Annotated in this window: 15 protein-coding genes and 2 pseudogenes; 9 read left to right on the forward strand and 8 right to left on the reverse strand. The window is 61.2% G+C overall.

Features of this window, described 5'->3' with window-relative positions; all coding sequences use genetic code 11:
• Nucleotides 1–9: 9 nt before the first annotated feature.
• Nucleotides 10–1,032 carry a hypothetical protein gene (locus AB4N73_RS10745; protein ID WP_460143418.1) on the reverse strand — a complete coding sequence of 341 codons (1,023 nt, stop codon included), beginning with the start codon at nt 1,030–1,032 and terminating at the stop codon, nt 10–12.
• Nucleotides 1,033–1,312: 280 nt separating this feature from the next.
• On the opposite strand from AB4N73_RS10745, the gene AB4N73_RS10750 reads away from it, so the two are divergent.
• Entirely contained in the window at nt 1,313–1,594 is a 282-nt protein-coding gene (locus AB4N73_RS10750; RefSeq protein WP_110601006.1) for a hypothetical protein, read from the forward strand.
• Nucleotides 1,595–1,645: 51 nt separating this feature from the next.
• Here AB4N73_RS10750 and AB4N73_RS10755 read toward each other — a convergent pair whose 3' ends face one another.
• Nucleotides 1,646–1,852 carry a hypothetical protein gene (locus AB4N73_RS10755; RefSeq protein WP_217849227.1) on the reverse strand — a complete coding sequence of 69 codons (207 nt, stop codon included), beginning with the start codon at nt 1,850–1,852 and terminating at the stop codon, nt 1,646–1,648.
• Nucleotides 1,853–2,096: 244 nt separating this feature from the next.
• Between AB4N73_RS10755 and AB4N73_RS10760 the strand changes: the two genes are divergently transcribed.
• The 4 genes and pseudogenes from AB4N73_RS10760 (at nt 2,097) to paoC (ending at nt 7,892) form a co-directional block, all read left to right on the forward strand.
• A complete protein-coding gene (locus AB4N73_RS10760) occupies nt 2,097–3,851 on the forward strand; it encodes an L-lactate permease (protein ID WP_056789178.1) in 1,755 nt (584 codons plus the stop codon).
• 270 nt (nt 3,852–4,121) lie between these two features.
• Entirely contained in the window at nt 4,122–4,745 is a 624-nt protein-coding gene (gene paoA, locus AB4N73_RS10765; RefSeq protein ID WP_095180264.1) for an aldehyde dehydrogenase iron-sulfur subunit PaoA, read from the forward strand.
• Nucleotides 4,742–5,697 (forward strand): annotated as a pseudogene (locus AB4N73_RS10770) (FAD binding domain-containing protein). Before paoA ends, AB4N73_RS10770 begins: the two are co-directional and overlap by 4 nt.
• Nucleotides 5,694–7,892: an aldehyde oxidoreductase molybdenum-binding subunit PaoC gene (gene paoC, locus AB4N73_RS10775; protein WP_460143420.1), complete on the forward strand. Its 2,199-nt coding sequence runs from the start codon at nt 5,694–5,696 to the stop codon at nt 7,890–7,892. The pseudogene AB4N73_RS10770 and the gene paoC overlap by 4 nt, the downstream one beginning before the upstream one ends.
• 323 nt (nt 7,893–8,215) lie before the next feature.
• Here paoC and AB4N73_RS10780 read toward each other — a convergent pair whose 3' ends face one another.
• A complete protein-coding gene (locus AB4N73_RS10780; protein WP_258706855.1) occupies nt 8,216–8,692 on the reverse strand; it encodes a (R)-mandelonitrile lyase in 477 nt (158 codons plus the stop codon).
• Nucleotides 8,693–8,788: 96 nt separating this feature from the next.
• Between AB4N73_RS10780 and AB4N73_RS10785 the strand changes: the two genes are divergently transcribed.
• Entirely contained in the window at nt 8,789–9,682 is an 894-nt protein-coding gene (locus tag AB4N73_RS10785; RefSeq protein ID WP_056789167.1) for a LysR family transcriptional regulator, read from the forward strand.
• Nucleotides 9,683–9,688: 6 nt separating this feature from the next.
• Here AB4N73_RS10785 and AB4N73_RS10790 read toward each other — a convergent pair whose 3' ends face one another.
• Entirely contained in the window at nt 9,689–10,648 is a 960-nt protein-coding gene (locus AB4N73_RS10790; RefSeq protein ID WP_252876501.1) for an aldo/keto reductase, read from the reverse strand.
• A 111-nt stretch (nt 10,649–10,759) separates the two neighbouring features.
• Between AB4N73_RS10790 and AB4N73_RS10795 the strand changes: the two genes are divergently transcribed.
• The gene (locus tag AB4N73_RS10795) at nt 10,760–11,530 is read left to right on the forward strand and encodes an alpha/beta hydrolase (protein ID WP_460143422.1); all 771 of its coding nucleotides are present in this window, start codon (nt 10,760–10,762) and stop codon (nt 11,528–11,530) included.
• Nucleotides 11,531–11,664: 134 nt separating this feature from the next.
• Here AB4N73_RS10795 and AB4N73_RS10800 read toward each other — a convergent pair whose 3' ends face one another.
• Nucleotides 11,665–12,474 carry an OBAP family protein gene (locus tag AB4N73_RS10800; RefSeq protein ID WP_460143424.1) on the reverse strand — a complete coding sequence of 270 codons (810 nt, stop codon included), beginning with the start codon at nt 12,472–12,474 and terminating at the stop codon, nt 11,665–11,667.
• Nucleotides 12,475–12,913: 439 nt separating this feature from the next.
• Here AB4N73_RS10800 and AB4N73_RS10805 point away from each other — a divergent pair, with 439 nt between their 5' ends.
• A complete protein-coding gene (locus AB4N73_RS10805; RefSeq protein WP_460143425.1) occupies nt 12,914–13,342 on the forward strand; it encodes a nuclear transport factor 2 family protein in 429 nt (142 codons plus the stop codon).
• A 97-nt stretch (nt 13,343–13,439) separates the two neighbouring features.
• Here AB4N73_RS10805 and mqo read toward each other — a convergent pair whose 3' ends face one another.
• Entirely contained in the window at nt 13,440–15,086 is a 1,647-nt protein-coding gene (gene mqo / locus AB4N73_RS10810) for a malate dehydrogenase (quinone) (protein ID WP_041480875.1), read from the reverse strand.
• A gap of 529 nt (nt 15,087–15,615) precedes the next feature.
• Between mqo and AB4N73_RS10815 the strand changes: the two genes are divergently transcribed.
• The gene (locus AB4N73_RS10815) at nt 15,616–16,047 is read left to right on the forward strand and encodes a nuclear transport factor 2 family protein (RefSeq protein ID WP_252884405.1); all 432 of its coding nucleotides are present in this window, start codon (nt 15,616–15,618) and stop codon (nt 16,045–16,047) included.
• A 179-nt stretch (nt 16,048–16,226) separates the two neighbouring features.
• On the opposite strand, the gene AB4N73_RS10820 is transcribed toward AB4N73_RS10815, so the two are convergent.
• On the reverse strand, nt 16,227–17,090 hold the full coding sequence (locus AB4N73_RS10820; protein ID WP_370593542.1) for a methyl-accepting chemotaxis protein: 864 nt from the start codon (nt 17,088–17,090) through the stop codon (nt 16,227–16,229).
• Nucleotides 17,085–17,861, reverse strand: a pseudogene (locus AB4N73_RS10825) (MCP four helix bundle domain-containing protein); the annotation flags it as partial. The pseudogene AB4N73_RS10825 and the gene AB4N73_RS10820, both read right to left, overlap by 6 nt.
• Nucleotides 17,862–18,013: the final 152 nt, after the last annotated feature.

Genomic DNA, 18,013 nt, shown 5'->3' on the forward strand with positions numbered 1-18,013 from the left:
GTGCAGGCGCTATGGCACAGCGCTCACACCGATAGGCGTTGGTTCACTAACGCCCAAATTGCCTTCAACCTGCCCGGCCATGTGCAGTGTGCCGGCCATCACGCCCGTGGTCGGATTTTGCAGCAGCTTCTGCCAGGCCTTGTCGAAGGTGTTGCCGAGGCTGCTGCGAATCAGCGCTTCACTGTCAGGGCGGTCGTTGGCCTGGATGATTGCGCGTATGCCGGCCACGCCGACCGAAATCATCGCCCCGGCCAGTTTCCCGGCTGCTGCCGCCACCGCACTGGCGGCGCCGCGCGGGGCCATTTCGGCTTCGATGCGCTGGCTGGCGCGCTTGGCCACCGGGGCCATCGCCGCGTCGGTGGAGGAAATGCCCTTGACGCCCCCGTCGGTGTGGATCTTATCGATCAGCGCGGCGTACGCCGGGAGGGTGTTGAGCGGCTCGGTGCTGATGACTTTGAACAGCGAAGCATCCCGCGCCGGCGGCGGGCCGAGGGCGATGGCCGGGATCTTCTGCAAGCGTCCGTTGAGCTGCGCAATCGGCACACCGTGACGCTGGGCGATGAGCGGCATCTGCTGCGCCATCAACTGCGCGTAGAACGCCGTGGCCTGCGCCAGAATCGCATCCGGATCGATCTCCACGGCGACCGGCGCGAGGACTTTTTCCTGATATTGCTCAAGCAGATACGCCGCCAGCCGTTTCGCCGAAGCGTCCTGCTCACCGCCGGCGCTGATCGTGTACCAACTGACCTTCATCGACAGCCATTCCTGGGTCCAGTAGCTGCTGAACCAGGGGATGAAATTTTCTTCAGTTTGCTGATAGACCCGAGTGCGCCAATGTTCCATCGAGCCACGGGCGAACAGCTTGACCTGCTCGGTGGCCTGTTGCGATGCGCTGAGGATCTCGCGGTCGATCTGCTGCCAGGTTTGCGCCGACACCACCACCGCCTGCGGCGCACTCACTGGCGCCCGGGCCGAAGTGGCGCAGCCGGCCAGCAGAAACAGTGCGGCAACGACCAGCGCGCGCGGGTTCACGGTGGTGGTGTCCTTTGGCTTGGGGAGGTGCTGGTTTGAGTATAGGCAGGTCAGTCGATTTCGATGCTGAAGGTTCCGGCCTCTTCGCGAGCAGGCTCGCTCCCACATTTGAAATGTGTTGCACCTGTGGGAGCGAGCCTGCTCGCGAAGGCGCCATCAGCAGCACCGCAAACCTCAACCATCACCACCATCGATATCCACCATCGCCACGATTGCCTTCCGCCCTCCCATGATGAAAGGCACGATTGACTCATCCGAAACACAACGAGGCGTTCACATCATGATCCACACCCAAGTCACCCTCTCCGTGAGTTTCCCGGTGTTCGGCAGCAACTACTACCAACAGCACGTCGTGCCGCGCAAGGCGCAGACGCTGGTGTTCAACAAGGATTTCGACGATCTGCTAATGCCCGCCGCCAGCAATCATTTCAGCAATGAAGTGGTCGGCCTCAACGATCAGTTCCGTTTTCTGAGCGACATACTCGCCACCCATTTGCTCGATCACGAGGCCTCGGTGCCTGCGCGATCCCGCGTCCAGGCGAACGCTCGTTTTTTCAACTGAAGGCTGATGCACAGAGGGCGTTCCCTTAACGGGAACGCCCTCTGCTTTCAATCAGTCATCATCGCGATCACGGTGATAACGACGGCCATCGCGGCGGTCGTCATCGCGGTCGTCCCAGCGCTGGTCATGGTCGTAGTAACGGCCATGGTCGCGGTCGTAATGCCGGCCATGCCGGTGGTCATCATCAAAATCCGCAATACAGCCGCTGAGCAATACGGCGGCGGTCACAGTGAGCAGCATGGTTGTCGCTTGCTTCATTCAACACTTCCCTAAAAACCAAGGTCTTGACGACGGAAATCGCCACGCTGTCCGCGTCTTCGGGACGCAGTGCGCGCAGCCGCAGATACGACCGGGCATAAACGCGTTGATTCAGTGGCCACTATCGACCGTTTGTCGGCTTGATCGTCGCAGCCGAACAGCGGCGTAACGCCACCTATACTGCTTGCAACCTACCCCCATGCAATGGATCTGCACCCTCAATAACAATAAGCAGAGGTGGATCATGGTCTGGCAGCAAATCTACGACCCGTTCGGCAACCCGGTGCTCTCCACGCTGATGGCCGCCGTGCCGGTAGTGGTGATGCTCGCGGCGCTGGCGTTCTTTCACGTCAAGGCGCATCTGGCGGCGCTGTTGGCGCTGGCGTCGGCTCTGCTGATCTCGATCTTCGCCTTCGACATGCCAGCGGGCATGGCCGGTTCGGCGGCGCTGTTCGGCGCGGCGAATGGCTTACTGCCGATTGGCTGGATTGTGCTCAACATCATCTTCCTGCATCGCCTGACCACCGAGAATGGTTCGTTCAAAGTGCTGCAGGATTCCCTCGCACGCATCACCGATGACCGACGCTTGCAGTTGCTGCTGATCGCCTTCTGTTTCGGTGCGTTCTTCGAAGGCGCGGCAGGCTTTGGCACGCCGGTGGCGGTGACCGGTGCGATTCTGATCGGCCTGGGTTTTTCGCCATTGGCCGCATCGGGCCTGGCGCTGATCGCCAACACTGCACCCGTTGCTTTCGGTGCGCTGGGCACGCCGATCATCACCTTGGCCAAAGTCACCGGGCTGGACGAGATGGAGCTGTCGATGATGGTCGGTCGACAGCTGCCGTTTTTCTCGGTGCTGGTGCCGTTCTGGTTGATCTGGGCTTTTGCCGGGTGGCGCAAGATGCTCGAGGTGTGGCCGGCGATTCTGGTGGCCGGGGTAAGTTTCGCCATCCCGCAATTTCTCGTCTCGAACTATCACGGGCCGATGCTGGTGGACGTCATCGCTGCGCTGATTTCCATGGCCTGTCTGACGCTGTTCCTCAAGGTGTGGAAACCGGCGACCATCCACACCTCGGCAGCGCTGTCCGGGCGCGTCGACAACTCCAAGGTCGACGAAGAAACAGTCACCGCCAGCGCCGCGTTCAGCGATCAGGCGCGCCCGGCAGTGATGCGCGCGTGGATGCCGTGGATCATTCTCACGGTGTTCGTGTTTGCCTGGGGCACGCAGGGCTTCAAGAACATGTTCGATACGCGCCCGGTGATCGACCCGGTCACGCAATCGGCCAAGCTCGACCCGCAAGGCAAACCGGTACGCGAGGCCAATCCGATCTTCGCCCCGGCGGTGACCTTCACCGGTCTGCATCTGCAAATAGAAAAAGTACCGCCGGTTGTCGCAGCGCCGAAAGCCGAGGAAGCGATTTACAAGTTCACCTGGCTGACCGCGACCGGCAGCGGGATCTTGCTGGCGGCGATCGTTGGCGGCTTGCTGATGGGTTATTCGATCCCGCAATTGATCAAGCAGTACCTGCGCACGTTGTGGGTGGTGCGATTTTCGTTGATCACGATTGCGGCGATGCTCGCGCTGGGCTTCCTCACGCGCTATTCGGGGCTGGATGCGACCATGGGCCTGGCGTTCGCGGCGACGGGGATTTTCTACCCGATGTTCGGCACGCTGCTCGGCTGGCTGGGGGTGGCGCTGACCGGTTCCGACACCGCTTCGAACGTGCTGTTTGGCGGCTTGCAACGGGTGACCTCGGAACAGCTGGGTATCAGTCCGGTGCTGATGGCGGCAGCGAACAGTTCCGGTGGGGTGATGGGCAAAATGGTCGACGCGCAGTCGATCGTTGTCGCCTCCACCGCGACCCGTTGGTACGGGCATGAGGGCGAGATCCTGCGTTACGTGTTCTTCCACTCGATCGTGCTGGCGATTCTGGTCGGCGGGCTGGTGACGTTGCAGGCGTATGTCGCACCGTTTACCTCGATGGTGGTGGGTGGGCCATAACTGCAAAACACAACTCCACTGTGGGAGCGAGCCTGCTCGCGAAGAGGTCGGCACATCCAGCAGCGGCTGGGTCTGACCCGACGCTTTCGCGAGCAGGCTCGCTCCCACAGGCCAATTGATGAGTTCAGCACATAACTCTTTAGCGCAAATCCGACAAAACCTTTTCCCTCCCGCTGCGGTCACTCCTTTTACGAGACTGGCATGCATGCCGGCGCGCCCGTTTGGGCCTTTTGCAATCCTGCCGCCCGATGAGAGACAAGGAATCGAACCATGCCGATTTCCCGACGCAACTTCATGATCCTCGGCGCCGTAACCGCGACGGCGTTCGCTATGCCCCCCTTTATCAGCCTCAAGGCCTACGCGGCCAGTCTGGAGCAACCGGCCATGAGTCAAGTTACCCTGCAAGTCAACGGTAAACCGCAAACCCTCGAAGTCGACACCCGCACCACCCTGCTCGACGCCCTGCGCGAACACCTGCACCTGACCGGCACCAAGAAAGGCTGCGACCACGGCCAGTGCGGCGCCTGCACGGTGATCGCCGACGGTCGGCGGATCAACTCCTGTCTGACCCTGGCGGTGATGCACGACGGCAGTGAGGTGACCACCATCGAAGGCCTCGGCATGCCGGACAAGCTGCACCCGATGCAGGCCGCGTTCATCAAGCACGACGGTTACCAGTGCGGCTATTGCACGCCGGGGCAGATCTGCTCGGCGGTCGCGGTGCTCAAAGAGATCCGCGACGGCATTCCCAGCCACGTCAGCCCGAGCCTGACCGAGCCGCCGAAACTGATCCCCGCCGAGCTGCAAGAACGCATGAGCGGCAATATCTGCCGCTGCGGCGCTTACTCGAACATCATCGAAGCCATCACTGAAGTTGCGGAGGTGCCGGCATGAGAGCCTTCAATTACAGCCGCGCCGACTCACCTGCCGCAGCCGCTTCCAGGCTGCGCACGTCGAAGGCGCCAAGTTCATCGCCGGCGGCACCAACCTGCTCGACCTGATGAAACTCGACATCGAAACCCCGGTACACCTGATCGACATCAACCACCTCGGCCTGGACCAGATCGAAGCCACACCCGAAGGCGGACTGCGCATCGGCGCGCTGGTGCGCAACACCGATCTGGCCGCCGACGCGCGCGTGCGCAAGGACTACGCTCTGCTCTCCCGCGCCCTGCTCGCCGGGGCTTCCGGGCAGCTGCGCAATATGGCGACCACCGCCGGCAACCTGCTGCAACGCACCCGCTGCCCGTACTTCTACGACACCCACCAGGCGTGCAACAAACGCAATCCAGGCAGCGGTTGCGCGGCGATCGGCGGGGTCACCCGGCAGTTGGGGATCATCGGCGTCAGCGACGCTTGCATCGCCACCCACCCGAGCGACATGGCCATCGCCATGCGCGCACTCGATGCGCAGATCGAAACGGTCAAGCCTGACGGCAGCACGCGCAGCATTCCCATGGCCGATTTCCACCAGTTGCCGGGCAATACCCCGCACATCGAAACCAGCCTCACGCCCGGCGAATTCATTACCGCCGTGACCCTGCCGGCGCCGGTTGGCGGCACGCACATTTATCACAAGGTGCGGGATCGCTCGTCTTATGCGTTTGCCCTGGTCTCGGTCGGTCTGATCCTGCAAAAGGACGGTACCGGCCGCGTGGCCGTCGGCGGTATCGCGCCGAAACCGTGGCGGGTCGAAGCCGCTGAAGCGCTGTTGCCCAAGGGCGCCAAAGCGGTCAGCGAACGCCTGCTTGAAGGCGCGACGCCCACCGATGACAACCAATTCAAACTGACACTGGTCGAGCGCACGCTGGCCTCGGTGTTGGCGCAAGCGAGGGAAACCGCATGAAATTCGACACGCCCGCCACCACCAATCCCATTGACCGCCTGAAGGTCGTCGGCCAGCCCACCGAGCGAATCGAAGGCCCGTTGAAAACCAGCGGCCAGGCCACTTACGCCTATGAACAACATGAAGCGGCAGCCAATCAGGCCTACGGTTTCATGGTCGATTCGGCGATCGCCAAAGGCCGGATCAAAGCCATACATCTGGGCGAGGCCAAAGCGGCGCCCGGCGTGCTGGCGATCGTTACTGCCGAGAACGCCGGCAAGCTCGACAAGGGTGATTACAACGCTGCGCATCTGCTCGCTGGTCCCGAAGTGCAGCATTACCAGCAAGCCGTTGCATTGGTGGTTGCCGAGACCTTCGAACAGGCCCGCGCCGCCGCGCAATTGGTCAGGGTCGATTACGAAACCACCGAGGGCAAGTTCGATCTGGCCAGCGTCAAAGACCTCGGCGTCGAGCCGAAAGACGAGCTGCCGGACGTCAATCACGGCGACTTCGACAAGGCCTTCACCGCCGCACCGGTGCAGTTCGATCAGACCTACACCACGCCAGACCAGTCCCACGCGATGATGGAACCGCACGCCACACTGGCCGCGTGGAAAGGCGATCAACTGACCGTGTGGACCTCGAACCAGATGGTCGCCTGGAGTGTCGGCGACATTGCGAAAACCCTCGGCCTGCCGAAGGAAAAAGTCCGCTTGATCTCGCCGTACATCGGCGGTGGTTTCGGCGGCAAGCTGTTTATTCGCGCCGACGTGATCCTCGCCGCTCTCGGCGCGCGCATGGCGGGGCGGCCGGTGAAAGTCGCCCTCGCCCGCCCGCAGATGGCCAACAACACCACCCATCGCCCGGCTACGATTCAGCGCATCCGCATGGCCGCCACGGCGGACGGCAAGCTGACCGCCATCGCCCATGAAGGCTGGTCAGGCAACCTTGCTGACGGCAAGGTCGAACTGGCCGCGCAACCGAGCCAGTTGCTCTATGCCGCAGAAAACCGCCGCGTCAGCATGCGCCTCGCCCCGCTCGACCTGCCTGAAGGCAACGCCATGCGCGCGCCGGGTGAAGCGCCGGGGCTGATGGTGCTGGAAATTGCCATGGACGAAATGGCCGAACAGCTGAAGATGGACCCGGTGCTGTTCCGCATCGCTAACGACACTCAAGTCGACCCGGTGAAAACCGAGCGGCCGTTCTCCCAGCGTCAACTGGTCAAATGCCTGCAGATCGGCGCGGAGAAATTCGGCTGGGATCAGCGCAAGGCGCAACCGGGCAGCCGTCGTGAAGGCCGTTGGCTGATCGGCATGGGTGTGGCGGCGGCGTTTCGCAACAACCTGCTGGTCAAGTCCGGCGCCCGTGTGCGCCTGGAGCGTGACGGCAAAGTCGTCGTCGAAACCGACATGACCGATATCGGCACCGGCAGCTACACGATTATCGCGCAGACAGCTGCGGAGATGATGGGCGTTGGTCTTGATCATGTGGTGGTGCGTTTGGGCGATTCGGACTTCCCGGTCTCGGCCGGCTCCGGCGGCCAGTTCGGCGGCAACTGCTCGACCGCCGGGGTCTACGCTGCGTGCGTGAAATTGCGCCAAGCGGTGGCGCAGAAGCTGGGACTCGCGGCGGATCAGGCGGAGTTTGCCGATGGTCAGGTGCGCGTCGGCAGCAAGAGCCTGCCGCTGCGCAACGCGGCTGAAGGCGGCGCACTGGTCGGCGAGGACAGCATCGAGTTCGGTGATCTGGCCGAGAAGTATCAGCAATCGACGTTCGGCGCGCATTTCGTCGAAGTCGCCGTCGATGCTGCCACTGGCGAAGTTCGCGTACGGCGCATGTTGGCGGTGTGCGCTGCGGGGCGGATCCTCAACCCGACGTCGGCGCGCAGTCAGGTCATCGGCGCGATGACCATGGGCGTCGGCGCGGCGTTGATGGAAGAACTGGCGGTGGACAAGCGTCTGGGCTTTTTCGTCAACCATGACCTCGCCGGGTATGAGGTGCCGGTGCACGCCGACATTCCGCATCAGGAAGTGATCTTCCTCGAAGAAACCGACCCGATTTCGTCGCCGATGAAGGCCAAGGGCGTAGGTGAATTGGGGATTTGCGGCGTGAGCGCGGCGGTGGCGAATGCAATCTACAACGCCACCGGCGCGAGGGTGCGGGAGTATCCGATTACGCTGGACAAGATTCTTGATTCGTTGCCGGAGATGATCTGAAGCGAAAAGCCCCTCACCCTAGCCCTCTCCCAAAGGGAGAGGGGACCGATCCGGGTATATTCAGGATGTGCAGCGACGTGAAAGTCTTTCTGTGTATCCATAATCGCAACGGCAAGTTCAGGTCGATGCACATCGCAAGACACCTCGGTCGGCTCCCACTCCCCGGGAGACGCCTGGGGTGAGTCGCATGCTGTTAGCGCACCTGCATGGGGTGCTAGGGGTCGAGTGGATTCACCACCACGTTTGCAGAATGCCGAACGTCTCGAGCATCCCCCAATCGGCTCCCTCTCCCTCGGGAGAGGGCTGGGGTGAGGGGCGCGGTTTCACTCGGTCTTCGGATATTGCTCATCACCGACCTGCTCCATCCAGTCCACCACCTTGCCATCCAGCACTTCGGCAATCGCGATATGACTCATCGCCGTCGTCGGCGCTGCCCCGTGCCAATGCTTGGCGCCCGGAGCAATCCACACGGTATCGCCCGGCCGGATTTCCCGCACTGGCTGCCCCCACTCCTGCACGAACCCTGCCCCCGAGGTGACGATCAGTGTCTGCCCCAGCGGATGGGTATGCCACGCCGTTCGCGCGCCAGGCTCAAACGTTACGGTCGCACCACTGACCCGCGCCTCGTCGGTACCTTTGAACGGCGCATCCACCCGCACCGTGCCGGTAAACCAGTCAGCCGGGCCTTTGGCCGACGGTTGCGAGCCATTCGGTGTGACCGTGACACGCGGATTTTCAGCGGCATACACCTCGCCAGCCAGCAGCGAGAGCGTCAGTGCAGAAGCAGCAATCGGGTTCATGGCATTTCCTCCAATAGATGATGCAACCACTGTAGCGATCCGCACTCTTTGGATAATCGACTAGAATCCGAAAAAACTTATGCAGGACGATCATCAATGCTCCGGGAAAACGCCACCGACCTGCTCGCCTTTCTCGCCGTCGCCCGTGAACGCAGTTTCACCAAGGCCGCAGCCAAACTCGGCGTGTCGCAATCGGCGCTCAGCCACACCATTCGCAGTCTCGAGGCGCGACTCGGCCTGCGCCTGCTGACCCGCACCACGCGCAGCGTTTCGCCGACCGAGGCCGGCGAACATTTGCTGCAAACCATCGGCCCGCGCTTCGACGAAATCGAAGTGGAACTGGCCGCACTGAGCAACCTGCGCGAAACCCCGGCGGGAAAGATCCGCATCAGCGCCACCGACCATTCGCTGAACTGGATCCTGCGTCCGGTGTTGCAGGATTTCCTGCCGCAGTACCCGGATGTGTCCGTCGAGGTTTGCTGTGACTATGGCTTCGTCGACATCGCCGGCCAAGGCTTCGATGCCGGTGTGCGCCTGGGCGAAGACGTCGCCCAAGGCATGATCGCCACCCGTATCGGTCCGGACATGCGCATGGCGGTGGTCGGCTCACCCGCCTACTTCGCCCGGCGCCCTGCGCCGCAAACCCCGCGCGACCTGACCGACCACGCCTGTAACAACCTGCGCCTGCCAACCAATGGCGGACTGTATTCGTGGGAGTTCGAAAAGGATGGTGAAAGCCTCAAAGTGCGCGTCTCCGGCCAGGTCACCCTGAATGGCGTGTACCCATTGCTCGACGCCGCGCTGGACGGTTTCGGTTTGAGCTACATCCCGGAAAACGTCGTTGCGCCGTTTCTGGCGGACGGTCGCCTGGTCCAGGTGCTGGGAGACTGGTGCCCGGCATTTTCCGGTTATCACCTGTACTACCCGAGCCGACGCCAGGCAGCGCCGGCGTTTGCGTTGTTGCTGGAGGCGTTGCGCTATCGCGGTTGACCCGGCTCAGCCCAGCAACGCAATCAACTGATGCCGCTGCGCATCGGTCAGCATCGGCCCAAAACCGGCTCCGGCGTTGTCAGCCATGTAGCGCGGATTGCTGGTCCCGGGAATCACACAGGTCACCGCCGGGTGCGCCAGGAGAAATTTCAGTGCCAGTTGCGGCCAGCTGTTGACCTGTACATCCGAGACCCAGGCCGGCAGCGGCTTGCCCTTGAGCCGGGCGAGCAGATCGCCGCCGCCAAACGGCCGATTACAAATCACCGCCACTCCACGCTCGCGGCACAGCGGCAGGATGCGTTTCTCGACCGCGCGATCATCGAGGGCGTAGTTGATCTGCAGAAAATCCAGCTTTTCGGCTTTCAGCACGGCCTCGACCTCGTCATAGGCCGACGAGGTGTAATGGGTGATGCCGATGTAGCGAATCCGCCCCTGCTCCTGCCATTCGCGCAGGGTCGGCAAATGGGTTTGCCAGTCGAGCAGATTGTGAATCTGCATCAGGTCGATGCGTTCGGTTTGCAGCAGGCTGAAGGACTGCTCCATCTGCGCGATACCCTCCTTGCGCCCGCGCGTCCACACCTTCGTGGCGAGAAACGCCGGCGAGCGCGGTTCGTGGATCGACAGCAGTTCACCGGTGGTCTGCTCGGCGCGTCCGTACATGGGCGAGCTGTCGATCAGCGTGCCGCCCTTTCTGAACAGCGCTTCGAGGACGGCGGGCAACTGCCGGTAAACCGGATCGCCCGGCGCGACGTCGAAACCGCGATAGGTGCCCAACCCGACCATGGGCAGTGCCTCGGAGCTCGAAGGGATGGCGCGGGTCTGCATGGTCTGGTCTCCTGCCGTGGGCGGCGCAGTGACGGTCGGCGGTACGCTGCTGGCCAACGCCCGATCAATGGTGAACAGCGCCGCAGCCTGGGCAGCCAGGGTGAGCAAGCGGCGGCGGGAATAACCCTCAGTGTGGCGCATGCGAGTCCTCCTGCTGCGCGGATCTGTTGCATGGTGTGTGCGCCGGCTGTCAGGCACAGTCGCTGAACTACACTGCCACAGCCAACCTCTCTCCCCGTTAAAAGTAGCCGAATGTCCCGAACCCTGATGTCACTCGTCGTTTTCATTGTTGCCGTTTACCTGGTGCTGTGCGCCGCGCTGTTCGTGTTTCAGCGCTCGCTGATCTGGTTTCCCCAGCCTGCCGCCATGGTTGCAGCGGATTCTCGCTTGAAACTGTCGATGCCGGATGCCGAGGTCTGGGTGACTGACCGAGAGCGCAGCGGAACGCGGGCGCTGATCTATTTCGGGGGCAATGCCGAGGACGTCTCGCGAAATCTGCCGGAATTCGCCGAGGCGTTTCCCGACTACGCGCTGTATTTCCTGCACTATCGGGGCTTTGGTGGCAGCACCGGCTCGCCATCGGAAGCCGCGATTGCCGAAGATGCGCTGGCGCTGTTCGATCAGGTCTATGCCAGCCACCCGCAGATTGCTGTCATCGGACGCAGCCTCGGTTCGGGGGTGGCGGTGCGCCTGGCCAGTCAGCGGCCGGTGCAGAATCTGATCCTGGTGACGCCGTTCAACAGCCTTGAGGAAATCGCCGAACGGCAATACCCGTGGGTGCCGGTGAAGTGGTTGCTCAAGGATCGTTTCGAATCAGGCAAATACGCGGCGCATATTCGCGCACCGACGTTGCTCTTGGCGGCCAGTGATGACGAAGTGATTGGGCGCAGCAGTACGCAGCGGCTGTTCGAGCGTTTTCCTGCGGGCGTGGCGACGCTGAAGGTGGTGCCGGACTCGGGGCATAACTCGATTTCCGAGCGCGAGCAATATTTGCAGTGGATTGTGGATGTGTTGAATCGCTGAAGGATGTAGCGATCAGACGGATCGCCATCGCGAGCAGGCTCACTCCTACAGGGGGAACGCATTTTAAATGTAGGAGTGAGCCTGCTCGCGATGACGCCGGTACAGACAACACCATTTCCAGCTACTGTCCAAAGCTAAGGCTGACTGCCGCTCCGGGCATTTTCATCGCCAGAGGTGGCCGAGCGCGGCGTGACGTGCTGATGCCCGGTCGGGTCGTTGAGCTGCACGGCGTTGCCCTTCTGCCACGCGTCAGCCCCCGATGCGACAGGTGCCGGTTTGATCCCGGCGCGAGCGTTCTTCTTCTCGGCACTGTCGATGCCCAGGCGCTGATCGCGCTGGCGGACCATTTGTGCATCGGCCTGACCGTCAGCGGTAAAGCCCATCATCAACTGCGGCACGCCCAGCGGCAGTTGCTTGTCCTGATCGGTGTGCCAGGTGTGCCAAGTCTTGCCGTAAGTATTGGCGAGTTTTTCCATCAGGCGCTTTTCCGCCACTTGCGGGATGCCCGGCGCGACCAACTGGCCAGAACTGACTTCGTGAGCGTGGCTGTGCCACAAGGCTTTCTCTTTTGCCGGCAATTGCGTGAACAGGCGCTGGCTGATGATGTATTCGACGCCCATCAGCTTGGCTTCAGCGGTGTTGCCGTCGTAGATCACGCACTGGAACACTTCTTCGTTGAGCGCCGAGCAGTAATGGTGCGCTTCCATCTGCGCGCCGGGATGACCGTTGTAAAAATGAAAGCCATCAAGGTACATGTTCAACGCGCGGATCGGCGGTTTGTCCTGCAACCACTGCGCGCCGACTTCGAGCATTTCAGTATCGGAAGCCTTGGCCTGACCCGGTGTCTGCACCGGTGAATCGGTGTTGCTCATCGCGCAGCCAGTCAGCGCGGCGACCATCAAACCAATGGGAACCCAACGTCCCTGCGAGGTTATCGTACGCATGTTTCACTCCTCGAACTTCTGTAACGGGCGCATGCTGGCCCTGTTCTGCAACTGAAAGCAGGAGAACGGCGGAGTTCGAAAAAATGCGCGCGGATCAGACTGGGGAGATCGTCGCCAGCACGCCGATCAGAATGGTCAAGGTCAGAAAACCGCCGAGAAAAATTGCCATCTTGTACATGTCGCGCTCCTTGATGCGGGGTGTGCGGTGCACCGGACGCTTCGGAATGAGGTCGGAGGGTGATTGGCCGCACTGCCGGGGCATTCTGAGCCTGTGGCTGTACTGAATACAGAGGCAGATGAAACAGAAAAATACGGATCAGATGCGCATCTGATCCGCTTCGGGCATGAACAGATATTCAGCCTGAGACTTGGGGATTCACTTTCGGCGCGGTTGATCTACAGTCATTGCCGACCGACAACAATAAAAACCGGAGTGACCATGCCCGACCTCGCCTTGCAGCCCAACGTCGCCGCGTCCCTTGAGCGCTGGCACGAGATGATCCGCAGCGGCAATCTCAAAGCCCTGCCTGAACTGCTCGATCCGCAAGCTGTGTTCCGCTCGCCCATGGCCCACACGCCCTACCCCGGCGCGCCGGTGGTGGCGATGATCCTCAACACCGTGTTTGAAGTCTTCGAAGATTTCGCCTATCACCGTGAGTTTGCGACGGCGGATGGCCTGAATGTGATTCTCGAATTCAGCGCCAGGGTCGGCAGCAAGGAACTCAAAGGCATCGACATGATTCGCTTCGATGAACACGGCAAGATTGTCGAGTTTGAAGTGATGGTGCGGCCGCTGAGCGGGTTGCAGGCACTGGGCGAAGAAATGGGTCGGCGCCTGGGGGCCTACCTGGCGAACGCGAAAGCCTGACCCTACCGAATGCACTCGTCAGCGCCTACAGGTCCGGCGTATAAAAAAACCCACTGACCGTCGCCGGTTCAGTGGGTTTTGTGTGTCAGGGTTCTGGTTACAGAGCCATGTCACGTGCAGCGTTTTCCTTCGGCGCTACGGCTTTGTCAGCCGCAGGTGCCGCCGGAGCAGCTACCTGACCGATCGCTGGAGGCGTCGGCAGTTCGAGGATTTTCGCGGTGTAAGCCCACTCAGCAGCCACTTTGGCCGGATCGCTGTTCAGCTGGGTGCCGTAGCTCGGCACGATCTGGTGCAGCTTGGTCTGCCACTCAGGGGTTGCGACTTTGTCTTTGAAGACTTTCTGCAGCACGCTCAGCATGATCGGTGCAGCAGTCGACGCGCCTGGCGATGCGCCCAGCAGGCCAGCGATCGAGCCGTCTTGCGAAGCAACGATCTCGGTGCCCAGTTTCAGCACGCCGCCAGCGGCTTCATCACGCTTGATGATTTGCACGCGCTGGCCGGCTTGCCACAGGCGCCAGTCTTCGGCTTTGGCGTTCGGGAAGTATTCCTTCAGCGCGTTCAGACGGTCTTCATCCGACAGCATCAACTGACCGGCAAGGTACTCGACCAGCGGGTATTCCTTGATGCCGACCTTGGTCATTGGCCAGATGTTGTGGGTGGTGGTACTGGTCAGCAGGTCGAAGTACGAACCTTCCTTGAGGAACTTGGTGCTGAAGGTCGCGAACGGGCCAAACAGAATGACGCGCTTGCCGTCCAGGACACGGGTGTCCAGGTGCGGAACGGACATCGGTGGCGCGCCAACCGAAGCTTTACCGTAGGCCTTGGCCAGGTGCTGCTCGGCAATCGTCGGGTTCTCGGTCACCAGGAACGAGCCGCCAACCGGGAAGCCTGCGTATTCCTTGGCTTCAGGAATGCCCGACTTCTGCAGCAGGTGCAGAGCACCGCCGCCAGCGCCAATGAACACGAACTTGGCGTCGGTTTCGGTCTTGGTACCGTCCTTGAGGTTTTTGTAGCTCACACGCCAGGTGCCATCGGCGTTCTTGGTGATGTCTTCAACTTCGCTCGACAGTTTCAGATCGAAGTTGGGTTTGGTTTGCAGGTGAGCGGCGAACTGGCGGGTGATTTCGCCGAAGTTCATGTCCGTACCCAGCGGGCTCCAGGTGGCCGCGATTTTCTGGTTCGGGTCACGCCCTTCCATCATCAGCGGTACCCACTTCTTGATCACAGCCGGATCTTCGGAATACTGCATGCCAGCGAACAGCGGGCTCGCCTGCAGCGCTTCGTAGCGCTTTTTCAGGAACTTGATGTTGTCATCGCCCCACACGAAGCTCATGTGCGGAGTGGTGTTGATGAACGAACGAGGGTTCTTCAGCACGCCCTGCTGAACCTGCCACGCCCAGAACTGACGGGAAACCTGAAACGCTTCGTTGATCTCGACAGCTTTCGGGATCGTCACGTTGCCCTTGTCGTCTTCCGGGGTGTAGTTCAGCTCGGCGAGGGCGGAGTGACCGGTACCGGCGTTGTTCCAGCCGTTGGAGCTTTCCAGGGCGACGCCATCGAGGCGCTCGACCATTTCCATCGACCAGGTCGGTTCCAGCTCATTGATCCACACACCCAGGGTGGTGCTCATGATGCCGCCGCCGATCAGCAGGACATCAACTTTCTTGGCTTCGGCAGCATTGGCAGACGACATCCCCATCGCCAAAGCCAGACCGAGCAAGGCTGTGTTCACTTTCTTAAACATCTGTTGCACCTATGATAAAACGCCTTCCGCCCGTCGTTGTTATCAGTCTGCGTTGCGCGTTGTTGACGCTCAGGCTGGCGTCGCGCAATCCGGCACACTTCAATATTGACGGGTGGGCACACAAGGCCGACATGTGGCATCGACCTCAGTTAATGTCCCTTCTGAACTGACTTCTTATCGTTATTGGCTTCAGCTGCTTGAGCGACAGGGATCCCGTCGGCCCGCCGAAAAGGCCAGCCAACCGAATTAAGTCAAAGCAAATTTGGCGCGGAGAATATCACGTCAGGGCGAACCCGCGCGTCTGTTCCCGACTTGAAAGTCTTTTTCCGCTCTGGGGCTTATCGGCCATGGGCCACCAAACATGACCGTGATCAGGCATTGGCCTGCAAAGTTTTTTGCGCGATACGTATCGCAACTTGATAAATCATTGCGAACGGCTCGTTGTTCAAGCAGAAAATAAACTGCTACGTTGTACGATGACTGACAAACTAAGCCAGTCATTCCGACCCAATAACAACAAGGAAACAACATGACCAAATCCCGCCTCCTCATCGGTTTGTTCTGCGCCTTCAGCGCCTGCGCCATGGCCGCCCCTGCCCCAGCGGAAAAGGAAGTGGCCCAAGCGGTGGATCACCTGACCCAGGCGATGCTGCACAAAGACATCGCCGAACTGAACGCTCTGACCGCGCCGAACCTGACCTACGGCCACTCCAGCGGCAAGATTCAGGACAAGCAGGAATTCATCGCCGACATCGAAACCGGCCGCAGCGCATTCAAGACCCTGGAGATGCAGAAGCAGACCATCACGATGTCCGGCGATACCGCATTGGTGCGCCACCACTTCTCCGCGCAGGCGTTGAAAGGGACTGAGGTGATTCCGACCGAGATCGAAAATTTCCAGATCTGGCAGAAACAGGGCGGGAAATGGTTGTTGGTGGGGCGGCAGGCGTTCAGGTTCTGATTAAGGGCACATAGGCTTGATTCAGTGTTGCCCGAGCTGGCCTAATCGCGGACAAGCCCGCTCCCACAGTGGATGATGGTGTGCACACCGTTGCATTCACAACATCAGACCCTGTGGTAGCTGGCTTGCCAGCGATAAGGCCGTGATAGACACCAGAAATGTAATGGATCCTACCGCTATCACAACCGAAACCGATCCACCGACCGCGCCAGCTGCCCCGCCAGATTCGACAATTCATCGGTGGTCGTCGCCGTTTGCCCGATCACCCGACTGTTGCCTTCGCTCATCCCGGCAATCATCTCCACCTGATGGGCGATCTCGTTACTGGCCTGGCTCTGTTCGCCAATCGTGCGGGTGATGTCGTTGACCAGTTGCGTGGTGTTCAGCGTGGCGTCGAGGATTTCCCGAATCGCCCGCTCGACTTCCGCCGTCACCGCCATGCCCTTGTCGACCTGCGCCACGCCGGCCTCCATGCTGGTGACCGCCTCGCGCGTGCTGCTCTGGATGCGCGCGACCATTGCGGCAATTTCCTGGGTCGAGGCGCTGGTGCGTGCGGCCAGACTGCGCACTTCATCCGCGACCACGGCAAAGCCACGGCCCTGCTCTCCTGCCCGCGCCGCCTCGATCGCGGCGTTGAGGGCCAGCAGGTTGGTCTGGTCGGCGATGCTCTTGATCACCTGAATGATGTTGAAGATCGCCTCGGATTCCTGATCCAGCGTGCGAATCACCTGCGCCGACTGCTGTGCCGAGCGGGCGATGTCGTCCATGTCGCTGACCACTTGATGAATCACCCCGCCGCCCTCCTTCGCTAGAGTTTCCGCCTGATTGGCCATGCTCAGGGCACGTTCGGCGTGGCGGGTGATTTCCTCGATGCTGGCGGTCATCTGACTGGCGGCGGCCGCCATGGTCCCGGCGGCAACGCTTTGCTGCTGGCTGCTGTCGGCGACCTGATGGCAGCCCTGACTGAGCTGCTCGCTCATGCCGCTGACACCGTGGGCGTTGCGCCGGACCACGTCGATCATGTTGCGCAAGTCACGTTGCATGGTCGCCAATGTGCGGATCAGCACACTGGCTTCGTCCTTGCCGGCGGGTTCAACAATCGGTTCGCTGAGATTGCCATGGGCAATGCTTTCAGCGATGCGGCTGGCGGATTTGAGCGGCCCCATGATACTCAGGATCACCCAGCGCCCCTGAATCAGCAGCAGCAACAGACTGGCGATCAGCACCACACCAAGGGCCAGATTGGCATTGCTAATGGCCGCTTCGGTGCCTTCGCTGGTTTGCCGAGTGTTGCTTTCAATCAATTCGCTGAGCGTCGCCATTTGCTCTTCGAGCTGGCTGAACGCGGCATTGAACGTGCCGAGCTGCTGCTGGGCGGCATCCGGATTGTCCAGCGCCACGCCGACGATCTGCTCGGCGGATTTGATGTAGGTGTCGAGGCTCGGCTTGATCTGCTCCAGCGCCGTGCGCAACTGCGGGTTGATCGGCAGTTTCAGGTTGTCATCCAGCACTTCACGAAAATGCCCTGCGTGCTCGGCCAGCGAATCGCGCACTTCTGTGGCGGTGGCGGTGCTCTTGCCCAGGCCGACCAGCATCGCCGAATAGACATCGGCGCGCAGGGCGTCGTGCATCATGTCCGCTTCCATATGATTGCGCAGCGCGCTCATGCTTACCGTGTTATCGCCGACCGCCGTGGCCATCCGCAGGTTGCCGACGTAACTGACCAGGCTCACGATCAGCGCCGTCAGCAGGCTGGTCGCAATCAGCAACACCAAACGCAGTTTGATCGACACCGTGGAATCTCCCGTGGGCACGCTGGATTGCGCTTGTCGGATTTCAGTTAAGCCTATGTGCAGGGAACTGCCGACACAGAGCGTATCGGCTGATGTCAGGGGCGACTTGAATCCGGCAAAACTTTTCAAGCGTGAACCCGGTCACACCTTGCAGCGCCGATGGATAACGCCTT

This window comes from Pseudomonas sp. S3_B08 (genome assembly GCF_054667725.1).

Bases quoted from the DNA above. Each gene is read 5' to 3' on its own strand.
- AB4N73_RS10750 (WP_110601006.1), top strand. From the start codon at position 1,313: ATGATCCACACCCAAGTCACCCTCTCCGTGAGTTTCCCGGTGTTCGGC.
- AB4N73_RS10755 (WP_217849227.1), bottom strand. From the start codon at position 1,852: ATGAAGCAAGCGACAACCATGCTGCTCACTGTGACCGCCGCCGTATTG.
- AB4N73_RS10760 (WP_056789178.1), top strand. From the start codon at position 2,097: ATGGTCTGGCAGCAAATCTACGACCCGTTCGGCAACCCGGTGCTCTCC.
- paoA (WP_095180264.1), top strand. From the start codon at position 4,122: ATGCCGATTTCCCGACGCAACTTCATGATCCTCGGCGCCGTAACCGCG.
- paoC (WP_460143420.1), top strand. From the start codon at position 5,694: ATGAAATTCGACACGCCCGCCACCACCAATCCCATTGACCGCCTGAAG.
- AB4N73_RS10780 (WP_258706855.1), bottom strand. From the start codon at position 8,692: ATGAACCCGATTGCTGCTTCTGCACTGACGCTCTCGCTGCTGGCTGGC.
- AB4N73_RS10785 (WP_056789167.1), top strand. From the start codon at position 8,789: ATGCTCCGGGAAAACGCCACCGACCTGCTCGCCTTTCTCGCCGTCGCC.
- AB4N73_RS10790 (WP_252876501.1), bottom strand. From the start codon at position 10,648: ATGCGCCACACTGAGGGTTATTCCCGCCGCCGCTTGCTCACCCTGGCT.
- AB4N73_RS10795 (WP_460143422.1), top strand. From the start codon at position 10,760: ATGTCCCGAACCCTGATGTCACTCGTCGTTTTCATTGTTGCCGTTTAC.
- AB4N73_RS10800 (WP_460143424.1), bottom strand. From the start codon at position 12,474: ATGCGTACGATAACCTCGCAGGGACGTTGGGTTCCCATTGGTTTGATG.
- AB4N73_RS10805 (WP_460143425.1), top strand. From the start codon at position 12,914: ATGCCCGACCTCGCCTTGCAGCCCAACGTCGCCGCGTCCCTTGAGCGC.
- mqo (WP_041480875.1), bottom strand. From the start codon at position 15,086: ATGTTTAAGAAAGTGAACACAGCCTTGCTCGGTCTGGCTTTGGCGATG.
- AB4N73_RS10815 (WP_252884405.1), top strand. From the start codon at position 15,616: ATGACCAAATCCCGCCTCCTCATCGGTTTGTTCTGCGCCTTCAGCGCC.
- AB4N73_RS10820 (WP_370593542.1), bottom strand. From the start codon at position 17,090: ATGCAACGTGACTTGCGCAACATGATCGACGTGGTCCGGCGCAACGCC.